Origin of the sequence: Actinomadura rubrisoli, assembly GCF_004349215.1 — a bacterium.
Lineage (GTDB): Bacteria > Actinomycetota > Actinomycetes > Streptosporangiales > Streptosporangiaceae > Spirillospora > Spirillospora rubrisoli.
On record NZ_SMKU01000190.1, the window covers coordinates 1 to 17800 of the forward strand.

General features: G+C 68.3%; 13 protein-coding genes and 1 pseudogene. 7 read left to right on the forward strand and 7 right to left on the reverse strand.

All coding sequences use genetic code 11. From position 1 onward, the window contains the following. Nucleotides 1–198 precede the first annotated feature (198 nt). Together E1298_RS29040 and E1298_RS29045 are read right to left on the reverse strand one after the other, a co-directional pair. Complete coding sequence (locus tag E1298_RS29040; RefSeq protein WP_131898804.1) at nucleotides 199–2529, reverse strand: hypothetical protein; 2331 nt, start codon at nucleotides 2527–2529, stop codon at nucleotides 199–201. Then, the gene (locus tag E1298_RS29045) at nucleotides 2526–3545 is read right to left on the reverse strand and encodes an AfsR/SARP family transcriptional regulator (protein ID WP_131898806.1); all 1020 of its coding nucleotides are present in this window, start codon (nucleotides 3543–3545) and stop codon (nucleotides 2526–2528) included. The genes E1298_RS29040 and E1298_RS29045 overlap by 4 nt, the downstream gene beginning before the upstream one ends. Nucleotides 3546–3658: 113 nt before the next feature. Between E1298_RS29045 and E1298_RS29050 the strand changes: the two genes are divergently transcribed. Beyond that, a complete protein-coding gene (locus E1298_RS29050; RefSeq protein WP_131898808.1) occupies nucleotides 3659–4003 on the forward strand; it encodes a DUF397 domain-containing protein in 345 nt (114 codons plus the stop codon). Nucleotides 4004–4073: 70 nt separating this feature from the next. Here the strand turns inward: E1298_RS29050 and E1298_RS29055 are convergent, their stop codons facing one another. Further along, entirely contained in the window at nucleotides 4074–5015 is a 942-nt protein-coding gene (locus E1298_RS29055; protein ID WP_243725881.1) for a helix-turn-helix domain-containing protein, read from the reverse strand. Between the two features lie 185 nt (nucleotides 5016–5200). On the opposite strand from E1298_RS29055, the gene E1298_RS29060 reads away from it, so the two are divergent. From E1298_RS29060 to E1298_RS50600, 5 genes are read left to right on the forward strand one after another with little or no spacing between them, the layout of a single operon-like run. Then, nucleotides 5201–6769, forward strand: a complete 1569-nt coding sequence (locus tag E1298_RS29060; RefSeq protein WP_131898810.1) for a coiled-coil domain-containing protein — start codon at nucleotides 5201–5203, stop codon at nucleotides 6767–6769. After that, nucleotides 6769–7254, forward strand: a complete 486-nt coding sequence (locus E1298_RS29065) for a hypothetical protein (protein ID WP_131898812.1) — start codon at nucleotides 6769–6771, stop codon at nucleotides 7252–7254. The genes E1298_RS29060 and E1298_RS29065 overlap by 1 nt, the downstream gene beginning before the upstream one ends. A gap of 10 nt (nucleotides 7255–7264) precedes the next feature. Continuing rightward, nucleotides 7265–7933, forward strand: coding sequence for a vWA domain-containing protein (locus tag E1298_RS29070; RefSeq protein WP_131898814.1), 669 nt, complete (start codon nucleotides 7265–7267; stop codon nucleotides 7931–7933). After that, on the forward strand, nucleotides 7923–9068 hold the full coding sequence (locus tag E1298_RS29075; protein ID WP_165975717.1) for a protein phosphatase 2C domain-containing protein: 1146 nt from the start codon (nucleotides 7923–7925) through the stop codon (nucleotides 9066–9068). Before E1298_RS29070 ends, E1298_RS29075 begins: the two co-directional genes overlap by 11 nt. 2 nt (nucleotides 9069–9070) lie before the next feature. Next, complete coding sequence (locus tag E1298_RS50600) at nucleotides 9071–10033, forward strand: hypothetical protein (protein ID WP_243725882.1); 963 nt, start codon at nucleotides 9071–9073, stop codon at nucleotides 10031–10033. Between the two features lie 288 nt (nucleotides 10034–10321). Here E1298_RS50600 and E1298_RS51880 read toward each other — a convergent pair. Together E1298_RS51880 and E1298_RS29085 are read right to left on the reverse strand one after the other, a co-directional pair. Continuing rightward, a pseudogene (locus E1298_RS51880) lies at nucleotides 10322–10653 on the reverse strand (flavin reductase family protein); the annotation flags it as partial. Continuing rightward, nucleotides 10650–11288 carry a TetR/AcrR family transcriptional regulator gene (locus E1298_RS29085; protein ID WP_207944897.1) on the reverse strand — a complete coding sequence of 213 codons (639 nt, stop codon included), beginning with the start codon at nucleotides 11286–11288 and terminating at the stop codon, nucleotides 10650–10652. The pseudogene E1298_RS51880 and the gene E1298_RS29085, both read right to left, overlap by 4 nt. Nucleotides 11289–11960: 672 nt before the next feature. On the opposite strand from E1298_RS29085, the gene E1298_RS29090 reads away from it, so the two are divergent. After that, nucleotides 11961–16013 carry an nSTAND1 domain-containing NTPase gene (locus E1298_RS29090; protein ID WP_165975719.1) on the forward strand — a complete coding sequence of 1351 codons (4053 nt, stop codon included), beginning with the start codon at nucleotides 11961–11963 and terminating at the stop codon, nucleotides 16011–16013. Nucleotides 16014–16074: 61 nt separating this feature from the next. Here the strand turns inward: E1298_RS29090 and E1298_RS29095 are convergent, their stop codons facing one another. Together E1298_RS29095 and E1298_RS48455 are read right to left on the reverse strand one after the other, a co-directional pair. Further along, on the reverse strand, nucleotides 16075–17370 hold the full coding sequence (locus E1298_RS29095) for an extracellular solute-binding protein (protein WP_131898825.1): 1296 nt from the start codon (nucleotides 17368–17370) through the stop codon (nucleotides 16075–16077). Nucleotides 17371–17451: 81 nt separating this feature from the next. Then, the coding region (locus E1298_RS48455) for a hypothetical protein (protein WP_165975720.1) at nucleotides 17452–17800 on the reverse strand (349 nt) is incomplete at its 5' end.

Consider the following 17800-nt stretch of genomic DNA (forward strand, 5'->3'; position numbering starts at 1 on the left):
CACCGCGATCGCCGCCTACATCCGCTGGCACAACCAGAACTCACAGCCAAAGGTCAGCTTCGCCGCCAGCTCCCCGATCCGATCATGGACCAGTTACCCCGCCAAGGCTGCGTGACGAGCCACTAGCCGCCAACCGCATGGAACGGAGGGCGCTGCCGATGCGGTTCACGATCCGCATGCTCCGGGACGAGCCGCACGTCACCCTTCGAGCTCGCGCGGTCTGGCGGTGTCATCGGCGGCCCAAGGCAGCTCCCTGCGGTCGACGAAGGAGCGGCTGAAGTCCAGCAGACGCCGGGTCCGGCGGGTGCGCTCCTGGGTGAGCCACTCGCGGCCCTCCGCGGCCACCGATTCCAGAACCCGCAATGCGCTCTTCACGCCGGAGCTGTCCAGGGCCAGCTCGAACAGGCTGTCCTCATCCTCGCGCAACCGGTCGAGGAACCCGTGGTCGAAGTTCTCGACCACGATGTGGATGTGCTGGCCGTCGATCAGCGAGAGCCGGAATGCCTGGCTCAGAATCAGCGAGTCGATGTCCTTGGGGTCCCGGGGCGGCTCCCGGTCGCCCGACTCCTCGTCGATCACGATCACCTTGCGGCGGCCCGAGTCGAAGCGGATCCCGACCTCGTGGACGCGCGCTGAGGAGATCTTGCTGTACTGGAAGTTGTTGCGGCGCTGGTTGCTGACCGTGCCGTCGAAGAAGTCCAGGTTGACGCTGACCTGCCGTACGCCGGCCTCGGTCAGCAGGAAGATGATGACGCGGTAGCGCGAGTAGCGGGGCGGCCCGAACAGCACCCGTGCCCGTTGGCAAGGATGCAGGGCCTCGGTCAAGGTGGCGTATGCCACCAGGTCCCGGTTGGCCAGGCCACAAGCCTTCATGGCCAGCTCCCTGGCGTAGAACTTGTCATAGTCCAACCAGCGGGCCACCTCGGCGTCGGTCGGCCGATCCGCCAGCACCTCCGTCCACCGCTCGAATGCCTCTTGCTCCTCGGCGAACTCGGCCGCGGCCAGTGCCGACTCGGCGGCATGCACGTCCCGCCGCACCACGTACACGTCGATCTCGGCCGAGTACGCCACCCAGGCGCCCACGATCACGACCGGCAGCGCCGGCAGCGCGGGACCCAGCCCCGAGGCGAGTACTCCGGCCAGCCCGCACAGCAGCCCCGCCGCCATCCCGACAGCACCCAAGAAGACCGCCGCGCCGCTGGGCGCCGCGCCCGCAAGCTCGTCACGGCGCGCCCGCAGCGTGCCATTCTCCCAGCATCGCTTGGCGCGCTCGGCGTGCCACGTGATCAGCCAGGTCAGGTGGGCGACCAGCAGGTCAGGTCCGGCGTAGCGGTTCTGGATGTCGGCCACCAGGCTCGCGCGCAATCCCTCAGTCGCCTTCCGCCACTCGGCGCGCTTGGTGGCACCGTCGGGGTCCTCGTCGGCGAAACAGGCCGTCACATACGGCTCGACGAACGAGCGGAACAGATCACGGCGACGCAGCTCGCCGCGGTGCTTGTCGTCGGCCTTATCGCTGTCACCCCAGACATGCTCGTCGGGCTCTTCCTCGGACGGATCGGCGGCGTAGCGGCCGGCGGCGAACCGTGCCACACCGAAGTCCAGCGAGCCGGCCCCCGGCGTCTCGTCCTGAGGAGGCCCGTACCGTGCGTCGTCGGCCGCGATCAGTTCCCTGGAGACCGACCACGCCCGGCCAGTGGTGGCCAGCAGATAGCCGCCACCGCCCGACCCTGCCGCGAACAACAGCGCCAGCACCGGGTGCACGGGCAAGGTCAGCAGGAGCGCGACCAGCCCCCCGCCACCCATTAGGGTGGCGCCGACGACGGTCGCCACGCGGCGGCCAGTGCCGAACTCCGGCTCGGCGAGCGTGACGGCCCGCGGCGGTTCGGGAACGGGTGCGAAGAACTTCCACGCCCGTTCGGTACGGTTGCCGGCCATCCTGCGCCGCTTCGCCTCGGCGGCGTACTTGGCGTCCAGCTGGTCTTGCAGGGCACCCGTCATGATCAGGTCCAGGTGCCGCCGGATCTCCTCGCGCCGTTCCTCCGGCAGCCGGTCGTACTCCAGAATGGCCAGATCGAGCTCCGCCTCTTCCACCCCCGCCGAGCGTTCCTGCCGGATCAGGCAGTTGATGAATTGCGTGATGACGTTGAGGGCGTCGATCCAGCCGTCCGCGATTCCCGGCGTGACCATCAGCGAGCAGCTCTGCAACGATGCGAACTCATCCGGACCCAGGTGGTCGAACGAACGGCCGCTCAGCACCGCCAGCGCCCAGTAGTAGGCCACGCGGTGCGAACGGTGACCGGCTTCCGCCGCCTCCCTGATCAGTTCCTCGGCACGGCGCGGCATGTTCCCGTCCAGCAGGTTCAGCGCCTTGGCGAATCGCTCCTCCGGGGTCGCCGAGGGACCGATGTCATAGATGTGCACGTTGCCGTTGACGACGCCGAACTGCCCGCCGACCCTGGCCTCGTCCCCGGCCTCGATGTTGATGGGGCCCCACCCGGAGGAGGAGGGCTGTCCCGACCCGGCGTTCATATGTCCTGCCCTTCGGACGCCTCGGACGCCTCGGGCATGTCCGAGGCGGCCGCGGACTCGGGCTCCGTGCCGATGCGGGCATCTCCGTGAATGTGCGCGACCTGGGCACCGACGCGGGCGTTCCCGGTGGCGGTCATGTTGATCGGGGAGTCGGTCATGGTCTTCCTAACGTTGGAGGGATGGCTGAACGCCGCTGCGGAAGGACTGTCGGAGTCGGCGGGGGCCAGCAGCACGGAAAGGTCGGCGGGGCCGCCGAGCCGGGGGTCCTCGTCGCGGATCAGCTCGGCCAGGTGATGAAGGCTCCGCCGCAAGGGCATCCGGAGCTGTGCGGCAGCGGATTCTGTCGAGCGCACGTAGATCTCCAGCGCGCGTGTCCGGAGGCCCGCCCGGTAGGCGGCGAGCATCCAGAGCTCGATGAACGACTCGTCATGGAGCGCGTCCAAATCGGTGGCGAGCTGGTCGCACTCCCAAGCGAGCTGCTCGTAGCGGTGGTCGAACATCTCCTGCTGGAGACAACGGAAGCGGGCGTCCCGATGGGCTGCCCGCAGGTCGGACCGGGTCTGCTCCGCCCAGCCGCTGCTCAGGCCGGCGAGCGGCTGACCGCCGTACAGGCCCTTGGCGCTCGCACCCCACTCCTCAAGGGCCACGCGCATGAGCGGGACGGCCTCGCGATCGTCGACCTGCAATGCCTCCCTCAGCCTGGCCTCGAAGCGCAGCACGTCGGCCTGCCGCTCGTCCACCGGCAGCACGTAGCCGTCGACGCTCGCGGGAAGTGGATCGGGGGCGCCTTCGGGCAGCAGGGCGCGGAGCTGGCCGCGTACTTCGGAGACGACCCGCTTCAGGCTGGACTTCGGCTCCTCACCGTCCCAGACGGCCGCCGCCAGCTCGGCTCGGGAAACCTGTTCGCCGCCCGCGGCGACGAGCCGGGCGAGCAGCAGCTGCTGCACCGGCTGCAACTCCGCAGCTTGCCCGTTCCTCCAGGCAGTGACCCTGCCGAGGATCTCAAAGTTGATCATCGTACTCCACGCGAACTGGGGACGGACCGCAGCCGGACTCCGCGCGTACGGGGGCTCCTCGACGCTTGATTCAGCGCCGAAGAGCGCGGATTCCGCAGAGGGAAGGGATCGAGATGGTCGAGACGACCAACTGGCCGGAGCTCGAGTTCGTATGCAACGGCGGTGGCGGTTGCGTCATGATCGAGGAGGTGGCAGGCGCGGTGGTGATCCGCGACTCCAAGAACCCGCACCAGGCGGGGCTGGTGTTCAGCAGGAAGGAGTACGCCGACTTTCGCCGGCGTGTCCGTGACGGTTCCTGGCCGCGGAAGATGCTGCGGGCAGGGGCGCGCACGATGCGAGGGGGAGCGCGCACCCTGCGGCGAGCCGCGTCCGTAGCGCAAGTGGCGGTGTACGGGCCGCGGTCGGCGGCCTTCGTGCTGCGCACAGTGCGGGGCTGGCTTCGGTATCTGACGGGCTGAGCAGCGCGGGCCCGCAGGCTCCGGGGTCCGGCGGTCGGCCGACCGCCGGACCCCGGAGCCGCCCCCGCCCTCATGGGTCTTCCTTGGACGGCAGCGCACGCAGATCGGCGCTGATCGCGGCCAGCAGGCCCCGGGCGTTGTGGCCGTACACGGCCATCCGCTCAAGCCGGGACCATTGCCGCTGGTACAGGGCTGTCTGCAAGGGATCGCTGACAGTGAGGTTGGCGTGCACGGTCTCCACCAGGGCCAGCGTGCCGACCTCACCATCGGAGTCGGGCTCGCCGTGCGCGTCGTCCGCACCGTCGATGAAGTTGAGAACGACGAAGCCGTGCGGGGCGTGGGTGAGGGCGGGAGCGGAGTGCGGGATCAGGCCGATGGAAACGTTTTCCAGAGTGCTCAGCGAGGCGATGCGGTCGAGTTGGGCGAGCAGCGTGCGGACCGGGCCGACCCGCCACCGCAGCGCCGCCTCGGTGATCAGGAATTCGAATCTCTTGTCCTGGTCGAACAGCGCGACCTGGCGGTCCAGCCGGGCGGTGACCACGACAGGAAGATCCAACTCGAGGTAAGGAGGATCGAACATGGCGAAAACCCGGCGCGCGTACTCCGCGGTCTGCAGGAGACCGGGGACCAGCGAAGGCTCGTAGATCATTCTTTTCCAGGCGCGACCTTCGATGTCCTGAATGTCGTCCTGGAGATGAGTACGGTCGCGCATGGCCGTGGTCCAGGGATGGACCTCGGTATAGGCGGCATCGGCCAGGACACCCAGCATGGTGATAGCACTGTCGGAGCAACCGGCCGCAGCGCCCCAGGAAGCCACCTCGACGGCGGTCGGGAGCGTGATCGACGATTCGATCCGTGAGATCTTCGACTGACTTATCCCGATCCGCTCCGCGAGCTGGCGCCCCGACAGCCCGGTCTGCTCACGGAGCCGCCGTAGCTCACCAGCGAGGCGCCGACGGCTGCTGAGCAGCACCTCCTCGCCTTCCACCATCACCTCGTCCCGTGGAATCATCCGCATCACCTTGAATCGACCAGAATCACTTCGGGCGTGCCGAATCGGTGACAGCCACAGCGTGAGGACGAGTCAAGCACCTGGAGCGCGGGCATGTCAACGCCTAGTCGACGAGGCTTCCCCCGCTACCGCCTTAGGCCAATCCGTTGACAGCGATGCAGAGAATGATTCAGTATGATTCTTCCATGTGTACCGAACTCGCCATTAAGATCAACAACTCCCCCGGCGAACGCGGCCTTCATGGCGGATTGCGAAAATTATCACGACCTGCCGAGCTAACGGTATATACAGTCGCCTACAGCCAGAAGCTGCACGAGGGATTAATGAGTCCAGCAAACGTGAATAGACTTCGGAATCTGGCACTAAGGCCACAGTTGAGCGGAATGTCCAATTCGCTGCGGGAGCTCGCCGTGGCGGTCGAGTCCCCGTCCGGGTCGAATGCGGTCCGATGGGCGAACGTGGACCTTTTCGTCCTTTTTCTCGGCACCGCGTCTCTGCCGCCGATCAAGTCCCGCCGGGTGCAGCGCGCCCCGGCGATCCTGGTCTTCGCCCCGGTCCTGGTCACCTGGACCGGACTGGCCGTCGGTATGTACTACTACCGCGCCACGCTGCACGACCGCGGCATGGACGGCCAGGGCCTGCTTCAGCGCTGGGAGGGACGGTTCGGCGGCCAGATGCCCTGGCTGCTGAGCTTCGACGTCTTCGCCCTCCTCACGGTGGTGGCGATCCTCGCCCTGATCTCGGTCTCCCTGCGCGCCAATGCCATCGAGCGCAGGCAGCAGGAGGAACTCGCGGAGTTGCGGCACGAACTGCACCAAGCCCTGGTCGGCGCTGACGTGGCGCTGGCGCCCTGCCGGAACCCGGTGCTCGGCTCGCTGACCACCGAGCTGAACCAGATCGGCGCGGAGATCGAACGGGCGACCAAGGGGCTGGCCGCGACGGCGGCCGAGTTCATCGCCGCAGGGACCCAGGTCCAGCGCGTTCAGCAGGAGGTGACCGCGGCCGCACGCGAGATCAAGTCCTCGACAGAGGCCCTCGGCGAGGCGTCGACGGCGGTCCAGGACGCCGCGGGCATGGCGGCGGGGGCGGCGGAGGCGGTGGGCGACGAGATCGGCAGGGCGTCCACGGCGTACGACCGGCTGGCCACCGCGACCACCACCGTCGGGCAGCAGATCAGCGACGCGGGAGACCGGGTCGGCAGCCGGCTCGGCGACGTCGCCACGGCGTTCGCCGATCGGCTGCGCAAGGCCACCGACGGCAATCAGCAGGCGTTCACGGCCGCAGTGGACGCGTCCGCCGGCCGGCTCACCTCAGCCCTCGACAAAGGCGCCGAACAGGTTCGCGACGCGCTGGTGGACCTGCGGACCACGGGTGCCGCCTACACCAGCCGGGTTGAGAACGCCGGCGACGTGCTGGGCAGAGCCGCCGAGAAGCTGGCCGACCTGGACACTGCCGCCACCACGGTGAACCGGACCCTCACTGCCGTGGACTCGACCGAGACCCGTATCGCGCACACCCTCGGTGAGCTCAAGGTGGCCATCGACGGCGCCTCCGCCGCCGTCACGCAGGAGGCGTTACTGACGGCTATCGGCTCACTGGCGACAACGATGCAGGGCATGCGGACGGAACTGTCCACGATTTCGAGGGCAGGCCAGGCGATGGAGGCCCTGCACACGCGATCGGCAGCGCAGGGGGCGGCACCATCCGCTGCTCAGCCCACGCGCTCGATCTGGCGCCGCTGGCTGGGGGGCTGATGCGGGCCACTACGCTCACCAGCCTCGCGGTGGCCGGGTGGCTCTTCGCCGACGTGCTCCTGGCCTTCAGCATCGTGGTGTTGGGTTCCGAACCGGCGCCTCCGGCCGCACGCCCCTCGCCCTCGCCCTCGCCCTCCCCCACCCCGAGCCCGACGAGACTCGGGCTGGAACATCAGCCGGTCACGCTAGAACTCCGAATCTCCCCTGAGGGCGCGGCCAAGCAACGGGACACGGCGGTCGGTACCCTGCGCCAGGCTTTGCACCGTGTCCCGAAACTATACGGACGGCGGGCCGGAATGGTGCTCACGTTCGCTGCCAACAACAACACAGCCGCCGACGGCGAGCAGCTCGCCCGCAGCGTCAACGCGCTGCTACCGCAGGCAGATCCCACGTTGTTCCACAGTACGACCACTCGGTATTTCCACTCGCTGTCCAATCCCAGTGGCTGGGTGGAGCTCGACATCTATCTGTTCACAGCCTCATAGGAGCTCATCGATGGGACAGGTCCTGCCGTTCTATCTCGTCTGCGACGAGTCATCGTCGATGTCCGGAGAGCCCGTCCAGGCGATCAACAACTCGCTGCCCAAACTCCACGCGGAGATCGCCTCCAACCCGGTGGTCGCCGACAAGACCCGGTTCGCGCTGATCGGCTTCAACCATCATGCCCAGGTGCTGCTGGCGCTCACCGACCTGAGCACGGTCCCGTCGGTGCCCGCACTCAACGCCAGCGGCGGCACCGACTACAGCTCGGCGTTCGATCTGCTGTACGACACGATCGTCAAGGACATCGACCAGCTCAAGGCCGATGGCCATCAGGTCTATCGGCCCGCCGTGTTCTTCCTGTCCGACGGGCAGCCGAACGACGACTGGACTGCAGCCTACCGGCGGGTCACGGCGCCGGAGTTCGCGCAGCGGCCCAACATCCTGGCCTTCGGTTTCGGGACGGCCGATGCCACGACGATCCAGCAGGTGGCCACGGTTAAGGCGTTCATGTCCGACGGGACCCTCGGCCCGGCCGAGGCTCTGCGCGAGTTCGCGCAGTCGCTGATCCGGTCGATCGTCAACTCGGGCAACCAGTCCGCCGTCAGCGCGAACGGCGGCGCGACCCTCGTCATGCCCGACAACGTTCCGGGCTTTACCACCCTCAATGCCGATGTCGTCTGAGCGCGACGCGATCCCGCAGGAGGAGGAGTTCAGACTGGTGCCCAAGAGACGACAGCAGAAAGTCACCGATCCACCGGCCGGCCAGGAGGCCGGACCGCCGATCGAACCGCTCGGCCTGCGGCAGCCCGAACCGCCGGGCGTGCCGCAGGAGCTGTCACCCGGGACCACGGAGCCGACGCTCGCAGCCGTGGACACGGACGTACGACCTGTCGTCGTGGACGCTGGGAAGGCCGACGATGAGCGGGGGCAGGAGCGGGACGCCGCCTTCCCCGAGCCCCTGACGTACGACGACCCGAAGCTGAGCTCGGAGCCGCGCGGCCTCCCGAACCTGTCCACGCCCGTTCCCGACACGATCCTCGACGGGGCCGCGCTCGCCGGCCTCACCATCCGCGGGGCCTCGATACGGGGTGACGACCACCGCTTCTACGCCCAGCCCCGGCAGGACTCGATGGGCATCTGGGAGCTGCGTACCGGGGACGCGGAGAAAGCGGGCGCCGTCCTGGTGTGCGTCGCCGACGGAGTGGGCAGCCAGCCGCACTCGCAGCTCGGGTCCGCGGCGGCCTGCCAGATCTTGAGCGACCTGTTGCGCACCGAATATCCCACCGTGCTCGACCCGTCCTTCGCCCCCCGCGTCCCCGGCTACGCCGAAGGTCTCGTAAGCCGGCTCTCGGACCGGCTGACGACATTGGCCGCCGAGTGGCGGCAGGAACCGAAGTCGGTCTCGACCACCCTGGTCGCGGCACTGATCGAAGCAGAGCCGGCCGATCCGGCCCACCGGCGCTGCCTGCTGTTCAAGGTGGGTGACAGCCCCGCGTTGCTGTTGCGCCAGGGAGGATTCGAGCACTGCTTCACCGGCCCCGTCGACGAGGTCATCGCCAGCACGGCCACTCATGCGCTGCCGGCGAGGTTCCCGCAGGTGGAAACCATGGAGCTGCGGCTCGGAGCGGATGACATCCTCGTGCTGTGCAGCGACGGGCTGAGCGGTCCCATGCACAATCGGGCGGTCACCGCGCAGCTGGTGGCGTTCTGGGGCAACGGACAGATCCCCAGCCTCCCCGAGTTCTGCTGGCAGCTCGCGTTCCGAGCCAAGTCGTACGGCGACGATCGTACGGCCGTATGCGTGTGGGGACGGTGAGCATGGCATGGCCGGAGGGCGGCGACGTCTATGAAGCCGACCTCAACCTCGGCGCCAAGCTCGGTCAGGGCGGCCAAGGCCAGGTCTTCCGGCTTGAGGCACCGCATCAGGGATACGTCTACAAGAAGTACATCGTTCCGGGCGCCGATGCCGCCGCGCTGCAGGACCTATTGGATCTGCCCGGCACCCTGAAGCCCACCGACCGCACCAGCCTGTACGAGCAGACCTGCTGGCCACTGGCCCGCGTCATCAGCAACGGCACGCTCAGCGGCTTCGTCATGCGTGAGATCTCCGGTCGGTTCTTCGGCGAGACGGTCGCCGGAGCCAGGCTCCGCGAGCTGCAGTACCTGTTGTACGACCCGAAACCCGCCTGGGGCAAGATCACGCCACTGGACGTGGATAGGCGGGTCGGCTTCGCGAGGGAGCTCACCTTCCTTGTCCGCCTGCTCCATGGGCAGGACCTGGTGCTGGGGGACATCTCGATGAACAACGTGCTGTGGTCGGACGAACCCCGACCCGCCGTCGTCCTGCTCGACTGTGACGGTGTCAGGCGACTCGGTTCCCGGCCGGTGCTGCGTCAAGCTGAGACTCCCGACTGGGATGACCCGCACATGCCGGCCACCGGCCCGGATCTGGAGACCGACCGGTACAAACTCGCCCTGGCGATCGGCCGGCTACTGAGCGGCCGGGCCGACCTGCGTCCTGGGAAGCCGCTCAGCCTCCTGCCCGGCCTGTCGCAGCGCGTGTCAGGCAACGTCGCCGTTGCCTGGACCGAGGCGGCCGGTTCATACGGCAGTCGTCCCGACGCGCAGCAGTGGCTGATGGCCCTCAGCGATCGGGAGGAGGTCGCGTTGCCGACACCGCCACCGGTACGGACCCGTCCCTCGCTTCCGCGCACCGAACTGGAAAGCGGCGACGCCGGCAGAGGAGTCGTCCGGTTCGCCGGCCCGGCCCCAGAGCCGTGACGGCGAACGGTAGAAGCCTGATCCGGTCGCAGACCACCTGAGTCTCATTCGCGATCGTGTCCGCGTCGGATACGAGAGGGCCACCCGCCCGTCAGCGCCGAAGACGGACACAGCGATCACCCGGATGGCGCTCTTCGCCTCCGCGGAGGTGGCGATGCACCGTGCCGACAGGTCGGAGGCGAGCTTCTCCATCTCCGCCCGGACGAGGTCGACCTCGCGGAGCTGCTCGATCAGCGCGCCCCGTCCGCTGGACGCGACGAGCGACAGCGGGGCGAAGCGTCCGTAGCCGCCCTGGAAGAACAGCAGCGGAAGCGACGGGCTCCCGACGTCGAGCTCCCGGACGCGGCCAATCACGGCGAAGTGGTCGCCCGCCTCTTGCACCGACTCAAGGTCGCAGTCGATCCACGCGACGACGTCCCGATGATCGGCGACCCGGAGCCCGCGACGCGAACGTCGAGCCCCTGGAACTTGTCCCCGCCCTTGGACGCGAACCGGCGGCACAGGTGCTCCTGGTCGGCGCTCAGGATGTTGACGCATAACCTCCCCGCGCGCTCGATCTTCGGCCGGCTCGTGGAGCTTATTTCAACCCGCGAGGAGCGGACCGGCCGGAGCGGGGTCAGCTCGTCGCGACGCGCTTGCGCGCCGTCTTGCGGGGCTCCGTCCCGTCCGGCGCCACCAGGCCGTTGATGAGCATATCCGCGTACATGTCTCCGATCTCGGTCGGCGACAACGAGCCGCCGGCGTCCAGCCAGACGTAGGTCCACGCGCCCATGCCGATGAGCCCGAACGCCACGAGCAGGGGCGGCCCGACCTCGCGGAACACACCCTCGCGCATGCCGCGTTCGATCACCTCGACGAAGTAGTGCTCGAACCGGTCGCGCTTGCGCTGGACGTCCTCGAAGATCTCGCCCGTCATGTACCGGCGCTCCTGGATGAACACCGTGATCTCGGACTTGTAGATCGACATCGGCTGCAGGAGCGCCTCGGTCACGAGCCGGCGCAGCATCTGGTCGACCGGGAGGTCCTCCAGCGAGACGATCCGGCGCGCGCGCTCAAGCTGGTCATCGATGAACGTGTCGTGCAGTTCGAGGAGGAGGTGCTCCTTGCTGGCGAAGTGGTGGTAGAACGCGCCTTTGGTGAGGTTCGCGCCGTCCACCACGCTCTGCACCGACGTCCCGGCGAAGCCCTTCCGCTCGAAGAGATCGAGCGCGACCTTCATGAGCGCCTTGCGCGCGGCCTCGGGATTGCGCACCACGGTACGACGCTCGCCCGGCCGCCGCGCTCGGCTTCTGCCGTCCGCCATCCTCGCCCTTTCCCGTCCCGGTTCAGCCGACGACGCGGTCGAGCCGTGGCATGCGGCCCGGAGCTGCCCGGCCGGACCGCGATCGTGCATGGCCGATTACAGACCGATTGGCATATTACCCCGGGCACCCGCGACCACCGCCGGGATCTTGAGCAGCCGGGGCGTCGAACCGGCGCCCCTCGGAGCCGTAGGTTTGCGGCGATCACATGAGAGAACTCATCCCCCCGGACGGCTACCGCTGGCGCCACCCCTACCTCCAGACCTGCCCAAGGACCCGACCTGAGGACTATGACGCAGATATTTGGTCGATTCGTGCCAGGGTGACAAGAGCACAGCGCCAACCGTCGAATGGCCACGATCCTCGAATGATCGCGCTCTGGAGGTCTGGTGAATCAAGATCATACATTCGAGCCGGCCGGCCCGTGCACGCTGATCGTAACCGATATCGTGCGATATGGGCGGTTCCTAGATCCAGAGATCCAGAGCCATATCCGAGACGCGCATTACCGGATGCTCGTGGACGGTCTGGCCGCGGCAGGGGCCGGGGCCGAGCACCGGTACTGGGAGGATCGCGGAGACGGAGCGGTGTTGGCCATCTCCCCCGAGTGCGAACCGTTACAGCTGATGACCACATTCCTGAACCGCTTGCAGCTGCGCCTGCGCGAATACAATGTGGGCACGGAACAGCAGGCGTACAGAATCCGGCTCAGAGTGGCCGTACACGTCGGTTCGGCCTATCACGACGGGCTCGGGCTTACCGGGACGGACGTGAACCTGACCTCCCGTCTCAACAATTCGGCTGTCCTCAAGAAGGAGTTCGACAACTCCAAGGAGTCTTTGGCCATTGTCGTCTCGGGCACGACGTACCAGGAAGTGATCAGGTCTCCGAACAGCCAGATCGACCCCGATGACTTCCGGCCGATAACGGTCAATGAGAAGGAGACGACGACCACCGCGTGGATTCAGTTCAAGGGCACGGCCGAACCCCGCGGGTCCAGCACCTCGCTGGACCGGCCTGAGGAACTCTGCCCGTATCCAGGGCTCGCGGCTTTCGACCAGACCACCGCCCGATGGTTCTTCGGACGCGAGCAGGACACGGCGCTCCTGATCGAGCGTGCGGCCGAGCGCCTGCGGGACGGGGGGCCGCTGATCGTCGCCGGCTCGTCCGGGGCGGGCAAGTCCTCCCTGCTCGCCGCAGGGCTCCTGCCTGCCATCGGAAAGGGACGTCTCGGGGTGGCCGGGACGAGCCAGTGGGATCGCGTGATGTTCACACCCACGGGTCGTCCCGCCCAGGAGCTCACCTTCAGGCTCGCCGAGTTGCTCGGCGTCACGGCCGGCACCCCGGCCGACCCGCCGCCCGCCGCACCTGCGGAGGGCGAGGCCGCACCCGCGGAGGACCCCGCCTCCCCGGAGAACCCCGAAGGCGACACGGAGACCGAGAACGGACGGCCGGTGCCGGCGCTCCCGGACCTGGTTGCCGCCTTCGCCGAGCAGTGTGAACGCGACTCCTCTGGATTGGTCATGGTGGTCGACCAGTTCGAGGAGGTGTTCACGCTCTGCGACGACGAATCCGAGCGCCGGGATTTCATCGAGGCGCTGTGCGCGCTGGCCAGGCGGCCAGGTGAAGGCCGCCCTCACGCGCTCGTGGTGATCGGCCTGCGGATCGACTTTCTCGATGCCTCCATGACCACCAGGCTTGTCGACGCGCTCCAGGAGAGACCGTTCCTGCTCGGCCCGCTGACGGTGCCGGGGCTCCGCGCGGCGATCACCAAACCGGCCGAGGTCGCCGGTTTGCGGATGCAGCCCGGCCTGGACGACAGCCTGCTGACCGACCTGGGCGTCCAGGAGGGCCAGGACTCCGGTCACGCGTACGCGCCGGGGGCCTTGCCGTTGCTGTCCCATGCGCTGCGCGCGACCTGGCAGAAATGCACGGGACAAGAGCTGACGGTGGAGGACTACCGGGCGGTCGGCGGCATCGAGGGGGCGATCGCCAACAGCGCGGAGCGCGTGTACATGGATCTCGGGTCCCAGGACGCCGGAGGGGAGTCGCCCGCGACACGGGTCGCGCGCATCCTGCTTCTGCGTCTGGTCCAGATCACCGAGGACAGGCTGATCCGCCGCCGAGTCGACCGGGCCGAGCTGGTCGCCGGCCTCGCCGATCCCTCTGCCGAGGACGTTCTTGAAAAGCTGGCCCGGTCGCGCCTGGTCACACTGGACGAGCACACCGTAGAGATCACGCATGACGCTCTGCTGCACGAGTGGCCTCGCCTGCGACAGTGGATCGACGCCGACCGGGCCGAGCTGGTGGCGCGCCAGCGGGTCATCGACGCCGCCGATCTCTGGGCGAACAGCGGCAAGGATCCTTCGGGCCTTCTACGCGGGCCCCGGCTCGCGGACGCCCGGACCCTGGCCGAGGCCGGAGAAGAGGCGGATCTACCGCCGCTTGCGCGCGAGTTCGTCGACGCCTCCATGGCCGACGAGCGGCGCGAGGCGACGGCGGTGCGGCGCCGAACCCGCCGGCTGCGTCGGCTCGTGGCGGCCCTGGCGGTGATCACCATCGTGGCCGTGGTCAGCACCGTCGTGGCGTTCCATGAGGAGCGGACGGCGAACGACAGGCGGAAGCAGGCTCTGTCCGAGCAGGTCGCCGGCCAGGCCATGGTGCTGGCGCGCAGTCAGCCGCAGCTGTCCCTGCGGCTCAGCGTCCAGGCGTTCCGCATCCGGGACACGCCGGAGTCACGCGACGGGCTGCTGAGCACCCAGGCCACCCTCAACACGTCCCGGATCGAGGTCGGCGGGCCCGCCTACGGGGTGATGTTCGGCCCCGACAGCACCACGATCACCAGTGCGGACGCCGATGGTGTGCATGTCTGGGACCGCGCGTCCCATCGCCTCAAGCAGACCATTGTGGACGGTATGCGCGTCTACGCGATCGCTCCCGCTCCAGACGGCGGCGCGCTCGCTGCCGCGCGCCAGGACGGCCGCGTGCAACTGTGGAGCTCGCGACAGCAGAAGCCCAGCGTGCTGTCACCGAAGGCGGACCAGCACGGGCCCGCGAACGGGGTGGCGTACAGCCCTGACGGCCGGACGCTGGCCGTCGCGAATCATGACGGCACCATCGCCCTGTGGGACGTGGAGAGGCGCAGGCTCGTCCGCTACCTCGGAGGTCAGCTGGGGCCGGTGGAGGCCGTCGCCTTCGCGCCGGACGGCCACCTGCTCGCCTCGGTCGGCGCCGACTCCTCCGTCGCGTTGTGGGACCTGCGTTCACGCGACCGCCCGCACCTGCTGGGCGGCCATGTCGGCCCGGTGCGCACGGTCGCGTTCAGCCCGGACGGCCGGACGCTGGCCACAGGTGGAGACGAGGGCGCCGTGAAGCTCTGGGACGTGGCGAAGCGTGCCGTGCTAGGCACGCTCAAGGGGCATGTCGGGCCGGTACGGTCGGTGGCCTTCAGCCCGAACGGGGGCGTGCTGGCCTCGGGCGGCGAAGACGCGTCGATCCGGCTCTGGCATGTCGCCTCGCACGAGCTGCTGACGCCGCTGACCGGGCCTGCCGGTCCGGTCGCGGGCCTGACGTTCAGCCGGGACGGCGGCGCCCTGGCCTCCGCCAACGCGGACTCCAGCATCGGGATCTGGCGGATCGGCGCGCTGGGTGATGACGATCCGGGGGTCGGGCCCGCACGAACGGCCGTGGTCAGCGCGCTGACGCGGGGAACCGGCGACGGCCCGTTGACCGCCTGGGCGCGGCCCGATGGATCGGTCGGGCTCTGGCACCTGCCTTCCGGGCGGCTCATCACGAGGTTCCATGACGGGTTCCGGTCCGTCACCGCCACCGCGTTGAGCGCGAACGGGAGGTGGCTGGCCGTCGCCGACAACGAGCATGTCTCGGTGCGGGACGTGCATTCCCGCGCGGCACCGTTCGTGCTGCCGGTGAAGAACATCGCGCCCGTCAAAGCGCTGGCGTTCAGCCCGGACGGGAACACGGTGGCGGTGGGCGGTCATCCCAACGTCCTGGTCTGGGACTTCGCATCGGGGAAGAAGCCCAGAAGGTTCGCTCCCCACCCAAGCCAGATCAACGCTCTGGCCTTCAGCCCGGACGGTCAGACCATCGCCACGGGAAGCGCCGAAGGACCCGTGACTCTGACCAGGGTGAAAGACACCGCGGGCCAGCCCGCGTTCAGCGCTCCGAGCGACTGCAGCGGCCACATCGCATCGGTTCAGGCGGTGGCGTTCAACCCTGGAGGCGATCTCCTCGCCAGCGCCGGCGCCGATCACACCGTCAAGATCTGGAGCCGTGAGCCCTGCCGGCTCGTGCACACCTTCACGGGGCACATCCAGGGCGCGGGAGCGGTCGCTTTCAGCCCGGACGGGCACCGGCTGGCCAGCGCCGGCGACGACGGCACGATCAGGCTCTGGAAGGTCCCTGCGCAAGACGAGCCATCGGCGTTCGACGAGCCATCGGCGTTCGCGTCAATCGCGGTGCTGACCGGTGCGGTAGCCCCTCAATCACTCGTGTTCGACCTGCACGGCAATACCTTGTCCAGTGTGGATCCCTGGGGCAGGCCAGTGGTCTGGGACACCGACAGCCGGCGCGTCGCCGCGCAGATCTGCAGGACTTCGCCGGCCGTCCCGATCAACTGGCGGAACTACGTCCCCAACGACGCTCCACCGTCATGCCCGTAGAGACCGTCATACCGGTGGAGGCCGAAGCGCCCTACTTACGGAGCGCGTACTCGCAGACCGCCTACTTGCGGATGCGGTCGATCTGCTTCTGCCCCCGGCGCAACGCTGTCTCGGGGGCGACGGCGCCTCGAAGCGCCTGATGCACCTCGCCGTAGACGGCCTTGCTGAGGAGCGGGTAGTCGGGGGTGTCCGACGGACGGTGGACGGGCCGCATCCGGGTCACCACCTTCAGATTGGGGTTGTCCTGCACCACCTGGTCTCGCCGTACCGGCTCGTTGGTGGGAATGACCGAGTATTGGGCGACCGTGTACTGAGCCGGAAAGCTGGTCATCCACCTGATGAACCTCAGGACCTCAGGCAAATGCCGGGTGTTCGGATTGACGAAGAAGCTCCAGCCCCCGATGGCCGACGCGCCTTGCCCCGGCTGCCCCTTGAACGTCGGCAGCGGCGCGACGCCCACCTTGCCCGTCAGCTTCGACTCGGCGAGCCCTGACATGCTGACGAGCGTCGAGTTCCAGGTCCGCAGAAACGCCGCCTGACCGGACTCGAACGCCTGGAGCGCCTGGGGTTCGCGGAACGACGTCACCTCTTCCGGCGAAGCTCCCCCGACCAGCAGTGAGCGCATGAAGGACACCGCTTTGAGCGACGCGGCGGAGTCCAATCGCGAAACGACGTTCGCCGGAGGCGCCGCGGGCTTGCCGATCGCCTCAGCATCGGCGGCGAACTCGGTCCATGCGCAGGTCAGACCCTCGTACTCGGCCCCCTGCCAGACGAAGCCGGACTCGATGAGCTTCTTTCCGACAAGGGTGCGGCTCGCGGCGGCGATGCCCTCCCAGGTGCGCAGTGAGCCCTCAAGATGCTCGCGGGCCAGCAGATCCTTTCGGTACAGCAGAATCCCCTGGTCCGTATAGAAGGGCACTGCGTAGATCTTGCCCTGATACTTGGAAGCCTCGACGAACTCCTGGTGGAACCGGCCCCAGAACGACTTCTCCAGTCGGTCGTCAAGCGGCATGGCCAGGCCGCGCTGGGCGAATTCGGCCGGCCAGATCACATCCCCCAAGTAGACATCCGGAGACGGGCCCTCTATTCGCCCGGGTATCGCGTCCTCCAGTATCGCCCGGATCTCGTCGGTATTGGTGGGGGTGGAGGACAGGGACACCCTGATCCCCGGATTGGCCTTCTGGAACGCGTCGATGAGGGTCTGTCGCGGGTCCGTGCCGCTGGTCGTCATCGTGCTCGCGAACCAGTTGATGGTCACGATCTGCTCGGGCGGGGCGACCTGAGCGCTGCAACCGGCAAGCAGAAGCACCGATATCATCAATTCAGCAGCCAGGTCGCCGCAGATCCGTCGCGACATTACAACATGGTAATGTTCGCGACGTCGTCACGTAAGGCGAATGCGTTCCCGGGTTACCGATCCTCAAGGTGACAGGGTTGTTCACCGCTCGGGTGAGGGCTGGTCTTTGGCCAGGTAGGCGCATGTCCAATGGAGTTCGGCGGCGTAGTGGTGGAGGGCGAAGCCGAGGTCCCATGCGGGGATCATCGAGGCGTCCGGGCGTTCGACGAGGGCGGCGGGGTCGTCGAGGACCTGGAGATCGCCGTCGAGCAGGAAGCCGTCCAGCGCGCGGCGGAACTCGGCGTGCGCGGCCGCGTGGGCCGCGGTCCGCTCTCCGGCCCAGTCCGGCCTGGGCTGCGGCCCGGCCGGGAGCGTCACCGTCGGGAGCCAGAGATCCTGATGAGAGAGGATCGCGGACGGGCGGGGCAGCGCGGCGGCCGGGGTCTGTCTC

What these genes read in the sequence shown, in the direction of transcription:
- E1298_RS29040 (WP_131898804.1), bottom strand. Translation starts at nt 2,529, where the DNA reads ATGAACGCCGGGTCGGGACAGCCCTCCTCCTCCGGGTGGGGCCCCATC.
- E1298_RS29045 (WP_131898806.1), bottom strand. Translation starts at nt 3,545, where the DNA reads ATGATCAACTTTGAGATCCTCGGCAGGGTCACTGCCTGGAGGAACGGG.
- E1298_RS29050 (WP_131898808.1), top strand. Translation starts at nt 3,659, where the DNA reads ATGGTCGAGACGACCAACTGGCCGGAGCTCGAGTTCGTATGCAACGGC.
- E1298_RS29055 (WP_243725881.1), bottom strand. Translation starts at nt 5,015, where the DNA reads ATGATTCCACGGGACGAGGTGATGGTGGAAGGCGAGGAGGTGCTGCTC.
- E1298_RS29060 (WP_131898810.1), top strand. Translation starts at nt 5,201, where the DNA reads ATGTGTACCGAACTCGCCATTAAGATCAACAACTCCCCCGGCGAACGC.
- E1298_RS29065 (WP_131898812.1), top strand. Translation starts at nt 6,769, where the DNA reads ATGCGGGCCACTACGCTCACCAGCCTCGCGGTGGCCGGGTGGCTCTTC.
- E1298_RS29070 (WP_131898814.1), top strand. Translation starts at nt 7,265, where the DNA reads ATGGGACAGGTCCTGCCGTTCTATCTCGTCTGCGACGAGTCATCGTCG.
- E1298_RS29075 (WP_165975717.1), top strand. Translation starts at nt 7,923, where the DNA reads ATGTCGTCTGAGCGCGACGCGATCCCGCAGGAGGAGGAGTTCAGACTG.
- E1298_RS50600 (WP_243725882.1), top strand. Translation starts at nt 9,071, where the DNA reads ATGGCATGGCCGGAGGGCGGCGACGTCTATGAAGCCGACCTCAACCTC.
- E1298_RS29090 (WP_165975719.1), top strand. Translation starts at nt 11,961, where the DNA reads ATGACCACATTCCTGAACCGCTTGCAGCTGCGCCTGCGCGAATACAAT.
- E1298_RS29095 (WP_131898825.1), bottom strand. Translation starts at nt 17,370, where the DNA reads ATGTCGCGACGGATCTGCGGCGACCTGGCTGCTGAATTGATGATATCG.